At 52.8% G+C, this 6,827-nt stretch carries 4 protein-coding genes; 1 reads left to right on the top strand and 3 read right to left on the bottom strand.

Going from position 1 to position 6,827, the window contains the following annotated elements; genetic code table 11:
- Positions 1-749: 749 nt before the first annotated feature.
- Positions 750-2,669, bottom strand: a complete 1,920-nt coding sequence (locus Q7V48_06250; protein MDO9210337.1) for an FAD-dependent oxidoreductase — start codon at positions 2,667-2,669, stop codon at positions 750-752.
- A gap of 446 nt (positions 2,670-3,115) precedes the next feature.
- Here Q7V48_06250 and Q7V48_06245 point away from each other — a divergent pair, with 446 nt between their 5' ends.
- Complete coding sequence (locus Q7V48_06245) at positions 3,116-4,468, top strand: aspartate aminotransferase family protein (protein ID MDO9210336.1); 1,353 nt, start codon at positions 3,116-3,118, stop codon at positions 4,466-4,468.
- 179 nt (positions 4,469-4,647) lie between these two features.
- Here Q7V48_06245 and Q7V48_06240 read toward each other — a convergent pair whose 3' ends face one another.
- Both Q7V48_06240 and Q7V48_06235 read right to left on the bottom strand, forming a co-directional pair.
- A complete protein-coding gene (locus Q7V48_06240; GenBank protein ID MDO9210335.1) occupies positions 4,648-5,856 on the bottom strand; it encodes a Tm-1-like ATP-binding domain-containing protein in 1,209 nt (402 codons plus the stop codon).
- Between the two features lie 106 nt (positions 5,857-5,962).
- Positions 5,963-6,802, bottom strand: a complete 840-nt coding sequence (locus Q7V48_06235; protein ID MDO9210334.1) for a phosphoenolpyruvate hydrolase family protein — start codon at positions 6,800-6,802, stop codon at positions 5,963-5,965.
- Positions 6,803-6,827 lie beyond the last annotated feature (25 nt).

The following is a 6,827-nucleotide window of genomic DNA, read 5'->3' as shown; positions in this document are numbered from 1 at the left end:
CTGTCCAATCCTTTCGCCCCCTTCTCTTCATCCCTTGGATCATTCTTAGGTATTTAGTCTCCACATTCATTCTCTCTATATTAGAGCTTCATTATAGACGATTTTGGGGATTGGAAGTTACCAATCATCAATTACGGTTTGAAGTCATTAAAAAAACCCCACCTCTCTTCTTCGGAAATGGGGTTTCATTTTCCAAGGGCCATAAGACCCCCCTGTGAGTTAAATCCTGACGATACTTGGGGTAGGCTACGGTTTCAGATGGATAGTATCCAGATTGGAGGGGCAAGTCAAGGGGGGAAAGGAAAGCCAAAAAAGGGACAAGGGGAAGCACCCCTTCTGCACCCAAAATCCAGTGGACTCCTGTGCTAAAATTGTGATAGAAGAGAATCAAAAAGACCGGAACAGATAGAATAGACTGGACTAGATGTAAATAGAATTTTCCTGATTTTTAGCCAGGTTACGGGAAAACCGGACCAATATCAAGGGGTTAAAAAAACTACGGTTTTCGCTCTTAGGATCCAGTGGGGTAACCCGTAGGGGTTTAAATCCCCTCTCTCGCACTACCTCTGATCTTTCCCTGAAAAAATTCCAAATTCTCAAAAATATATAAATCAACAAGTGTTACTTGTCAACATTCCATTTTTTCCGACCTAATACTTAATTACTTATGCCTGAACCCATGTACATGCACAGGTACGGCAAAAAAAGGTAGGGCCGCCTCAGATGCGTGAAGTTCGGTGCTGAGTCGCCTATATTGTCAGTGCGGTGTGATAGCCCTCACTGATAGCTTCGTGGATGTTGCGCGGCGCAACACAATCACCGATGGCGTACGTGGCAGTTATCTTGTTTTTAATCTCTTGGTAGAGCCCCTGGTTGGGCACCGCTCCTGCGGCAAGAACAATCGTATCTGCCTCAAGGGTCTTCCTTTGCCCCTCTTTTGTGGTGATGGTTAAGCCCTGCTCGGTGGCTTCATGGTAGGTCACGCCGGTGAGCATGGTGACCCCCTGATCTTTGAGCCTTTTCAGCAGGGGGGCTCTAACACTGGGGCCTATTTTGAGTGCTACCTCGGGGCCACGCCTTACCATGGTAACCCGCCTTTTTTGCTGGGCAAGGAATTCCGCGACCTCACAGGCGACCAGTTCTGCCCCGATGATCACCACCCGTTTCCCCACTTTGGCTTTACCTTCCAGTACGGCTGTGGCTGCGGCGGTCCTGACCTTGGCCAGCCCTGGGATCTCGGGGGTAAGCTTGCTTGAGCCGCTGGCGATCACCGTGGCATCCGGTGCCAGCCTGGCGATGGATGCAGCAGTCGCTTCTCGGCCTAGCTCGACGCTAACGCCGAGGTTCTTAAGTTGGCTGGATAGATACGCCTTCAGTGCCTGAATTCTATCCTTGTGCGGGGCAACTGCTGCTGCAATTAACTGGCCACCCAGCTTGGTTTCTTTCTCCCACAGGATTACCTGGTGGCCTCTTAGGGCAGCTACCCGGGCTGCCTCCATGCCCGCCGGGCCACCACCAACCACCAGGACTTTCTTGGGTTTCTCTGCCGGGGTAATCTGCTGAACTCCCTCCTTTCCCATGGTAGCATTAACGCTGCAGCGGAGGCCCCCCACCGGGTTATAACGTAAATCGTCGCGGCAGAGCATGCAGAGAATACATGGACGGATGTCCTCTATCTTTCCACTGGATATTTTGTTCGGAAGCTCCGGGTCGGCGAACAGTGCTCTCCCAAAAGCAATCAGGTCTGCTTTACCGGTGGCCAGTATTTCCTCACCGGCTGCTGCGGTCATTTTGCCTACGGCAATCACCGGCACCCTGACTACTTGCTTGATGCCAGCAGCCAGATGGGCGATTGGTGCCGGGGTGAATACGGCTGAGGTCGGGTTGACCGGGGAGGCTGGACCAGTAGCCGTGACATGTATGGCTACCGCACCGGCTGCTTCAGCCAAGCAGGCTACTTCCTTTGCCTGATCCAGGGTCTCGCCCCCATCGACGCCATATTCCTGGCCGTTGATACGGCACCAGACAGGATAATTCGGCCCCACTGCTTCTTTCACGGCCTTGATAACATTAATCAACAGACGGGCGCGGTTCTCAGTGCTACCGCCATAAGCATCTTGACGGTGGTTGGAAGCAGGGGAGATAAACTGGTCGATGAGATAACCGTGGGCACCATGGATTTCCACCCCGTCAAAGCCGGCGCGCTTCGCCCTCAGGGCAGCCTGGACAAATAAGTTGATTATTTCGGTTATTTCGCCAGGAGTCAGTTCCCGGGGCGTCTCACCCCCTGGTGCCGGGATTGCTGAAGGTGCCACCGGCTGAACACCGGTGGTTTGGGGGTTGACTACTCTTCCGGCATGGACCAGTTGAACTGCCGCTTTGGCATCATGGCGGTGAATCGCTTCGACCAGCTGGCTCAGGCCGGGGATGAACTTGTCGTCGCTGATGCCATGTTCGTTGGGCAGGAGCTGCCCCGCCGGGTGAATATAGCTGGCCTCTAGGATGACAAGGGCTACCCCTCCCTTGGCTCGCGCCTCGTAGTATCTCCGACTGCGGTCAGTAACATAGCCATCATCACTGGCGTAGCGGACGACCATTGGGGGCATTACCATACGGTTCTTGAGCCGCATCTGGCCGATCATAATAGGCTGGCAAAGCTTCTTTTCCATTTGTTGCTACCTCTCTGGAAACTCCTCTGATTTTTTCATCTCAAAACTTTCTTATTAAAAATTTAGCCCTTTGACTTGCTTTTTAGCGACTTCTTCCGACACGGATGCCCAGCCAGCGCAGCCATGAAGAGAAACGGAAAAAATAGGGGTAACCCGTAGGGGTTCAAATTCCCTCTCGCGCACTCCCTCTGATCCTTTCCTGAAAAAATTCCAAATTCTCAAAAATATATAACTCAACAAGGGTTACTTGTCAACATTCCCTTTTTTTCCTTTTTTTTCGGCATAACACTCAATTACTTATGCCCGAACCCTGTAGATACATAAAACAGGCAGGGGAAGAATATCCTTGCTTCGGAGAAACTGGTTTGGTAATGTGTTCGGCAGATAGCCGGGAACGTTTTTCGGCCTGCCAGGTAAAAATCATTATAGGATCGGCGAGGTGAAAGATGAAGAGAGCGAAGACCGACGAACTTTTACAGTGGGATCGTGACCATCTCATCCACCCTATGTCGCCAATAGGATCGACCCGGGGGATCGTGTTCGAAACGGCGGAAGGGATCATCCTGCGGGACACAGAGGGAAGGGAATACATTGATTCCAGTTCTCAGTTGGTCAATGTAAATATTGGCCATGGCCGGAAAGAGGTGATTGAGGCCATTGTGGAGCAATTGGGTAAGCTCCAGTATACAACAACCTACTGGGGGTTTACAAATACGGCCACCATCCTCTGCGCCAAGAAGCTTGCCGAGATCACTCCTCCAGGCCTGAAACATTTTTTCTTCACTTCGGGCGGATCGGAGTCAGTGGAGACCGCTTTCAAAATCGCCCGAAATTATTGGCATGCGAAAAAGCCTGAGAAACATAAGATCCTCAGCCTCTACCATTCTTTCCACGGGGTCTCCTTCGGAACGCTCAGCGCCACGAGCCTGGGAATGGGCCGGTTAGGGAAGAGCTTCGGTCCTCTGGTACCCGGGTTTTTGCACATCCCCTCGTACTACTGCTACCGTTGCACCTTCGGTTTGGAATATCCGAGATGCCAGATTAAGTGCGCCGACTTTCTGGCCGAGACGATTGCCAATGAGGGTCAAGACAGTGTGGCCGCCTTCATCGCTGAGCCGGTACAGGGATCTGTCGGGATGATCAGCCCGCCGCCGGAGTACTGGCCGAAGGTACGGAAGATCTGTTCGGAAATGGGAATTCTTTTGATCGCTGATGAGGTGATGTCCGGCTTTGGGCGCACGGGCAAGCTCTTCGGCGTGGAAAATTGGGAGGTGATTCCGGACATCATGACCATGGCCAAGGGGATCACCAGCGGCTACATTCCCTTCGGGGCCGTGGCCATTGGGGAAGAAATTTATCAAGAGCTCCAAAGCCGACAAACCCCCTTCCTCCATGGATTCACTTACAGCGGTCATCCCGTGGGGTCGGCGGCGGCCATAAAAGACATGGAGATCATCGTCAAGGAAAAGTTAGCGGACAACGCGGCCCGGATGGGGCAATACGCTCTCCACCGTTTGCAGGAAGAATTCCTACCCCTTCCTTGGGTGGGAGCCGTCAATGGCTTAGGCCTGATGATCGGAATTGAATACGTGGAGGACAAAAAGACCAAAGCCATTTCTAAGAAAGTCTTGGCGATCTCTCAGAAGATTCAGGACCGGGCTTTGCAAGAGGGACTCTTCCTGCGGGTCTTTGGAAACCGGGTAACCCTTAGCCCGCCGTTGATCATCAATAAGGAACAGATGGATAAAATTCTGGACATCCTGAAACCAATCCTAACTGACCTTCCCAATTTGGTTTAACAGGAGGCTCTTGCAAAAGTATTTTTTTGTGGTTCGACAAGCTCACCACGAACGGAAAAACTAAATAATTTCAACCTAAGCCCGTTCACCCTGAGCCTGTCGAAGGGTAAATTACGGACTTTTGCAAGAAGCTCACAGGTGAACAGGCATGCTCCCATGTAGGACCTTGAACCGAAGGGTCATCCCTTCAGCAGTTTAAGCAAGGCTTGAGCCACCTCTCTGGCAAAGGATGGATCATTGATATGAAGGGCCTTCTCAATAACAAGGATACGGGAAGGTAGGTTTCTTTTTAAAGCTTCAACGAAGGCCCGGTCCGCTTCAGGGTCATAAAAGGGTTGCCCGGGAGCATCGATGGCGGAGACCCCCCCCAACGGAATGTACACCACTGTGGGACCTGTCGCCCGGGATAGCCTCCGGGCCATGATCTCTCCCAGCTGTCTGTTCTCCTTTACGCTGGTGCGCATCAGGGAGGTAGCCGGGTTGTGCTGGTAAATCAGACGATCCCGGAATTGGGGGGGAATGGCATCGGGGAAATAATTGACCATATCCATGGCTCCGGGAACTACCACCTGGGGAATTCCCATTTCCCCGGCTTTTTCCAGACGGTGCGGGCCGGCGCTTTCTTTACCTCCCAGGAGTTCATCGGGCAGCTCGGTGGTGGTAATATCCAGGACGGCCTGGATCTGCCCTTCTCCGATCAGCTGCTCCATGGCCATGCCCCCCGGGCCGTTGGCGTGGAATACCAGGACCTCAAACCCCTTCTCCTCCAGGATTTTTTTGGCCTCTGTGACGCAGGGCGTGGTCACTCCGAACATGGTGGTTGCGATAAGGGGACGGTCTGGGGAAACACTTTCTTCTTTTCCTTCTACCATGCCACAGACGGCTGCGGCCGCGTTGCGGAGGATTCGTTTGCTGATCCGATTAAGCCCGGAGATGTCCACTACCGAATACATCATGGTAATATCCGAGGTCCCCACATAGGGGCGGACATTTCCCGAAGCCATTGAAGAGACCATGACTTTGGGTATTCCCACAGGTACCGTTCTCATGGCACTTGTGCCGATGACCGTTCCTGAGCCTCCCCCTAAGGAAATAATGCCCAGGATCTCTCCTTGGTCGAAAAGTTCTCGGGTAACCTTTGCTGCCCCTCTGGCCATGACCGCCACGGCCTGCCCCCGATCTCTCTGATGCACTAACTCCTGAAGGGATTTCCCTCCGGCAGCGGCTACTCTTTCATTGGATATATCCACGATGGGGGGGGATGGTTGGAGAATTCCGGTATCGAGGGTCCGGATCTTCTGGTTCCGGGAAAAGATCTGATCCCGAATAAAGTTTAATTCCTCGACCTTGGTGTCGAAAGTGCCAATGATGAGAATATACCGTTCCATCAAAAACCCCAGATAAATCAGGAAAATTTATTAAATCCCCCCGTCCCTCGTTTATAAAAGGGGGGCGAGGGGAGATTTCGTGGCTGCTAGATCTAGGCGCGTTGAACTACTTTTGAATTTTTTGAGCTTTGAACTTTTTTGTTATCTTCTGGATGGCTTCCTCTGTCGGAAGGCGTTCGATGGAAGAAGCACCGACGAAACCGACTGCCTGGGTGTGCCGGTAGATGTATTCGGTTCCTTCCGGCCCCTCGATGGGTCCCCCGTGGGCCAGACAAAGAACGTCGGGATTGGCTGTCAAAGCCGCTTGGAAGATCTTCTTGCACCTTTTTCCCGCCTCTGCGAGCGTCATCGGCCGTTGGGAACCTACCGATCCGCCGCTGGTCGTCTTCATGTGGGCTACGACGGCGTCGATTCCCTTTTCGGCCATCATCTTCGATTCTTCCGGGTTGAACACATAAGCCATGGTGAAGAATCCAAGCGATCCGGCTATGCCCATGACCTCGGCTTCCCTCTTGTAGCTCATTCCCAGGTCTTCCATGGACCGCCGGAAATCACCGTCGATCCTTCCCACCGTGGGGAAATTGATGACTCCCGAAAAACCTACAGTGAGCAACTCCTTGAGGAAGGTTTCCATATCCCGGGTTAGGTCATAAGCGCAGATCCCGGCAATTACCGGAGCGTTGCGGACTATGGGAAAGACGTGGCGCAGGCCCATCTCTTTAACGACCGCGTTGGCGTCTCCGAAGGGCATGTAACCCGCGATCGAGGGAAGGCCGTCCATGCGATACAGCCCCGAGTTATAGATGATAATGAGGTCCGCTCCTCCAGCCTCGGCAAATTTCGCGGAAAGCCCGATCCCTGCCCCGGCAGCCACGATGGGTTTTCCTTTCTTCGTTTCCGCCCGCAGCCTATCGCAAACTTCCTGACGCCCATACTGTTTTCCCAATTTTTTCTCTCCTGACCCGGCGTAG

This window comes from Deltaproteobacteria bacterium (assembly GCA_030654105.1).
Taxonomy (GTDB): Bacteria; Desulfobacterota; SM23-61; order SM23-61; family SM23-61; genus JAHJQK01.
This window is presented reverse-complemented; position numbering and strand designations above follow the sequence as displayed.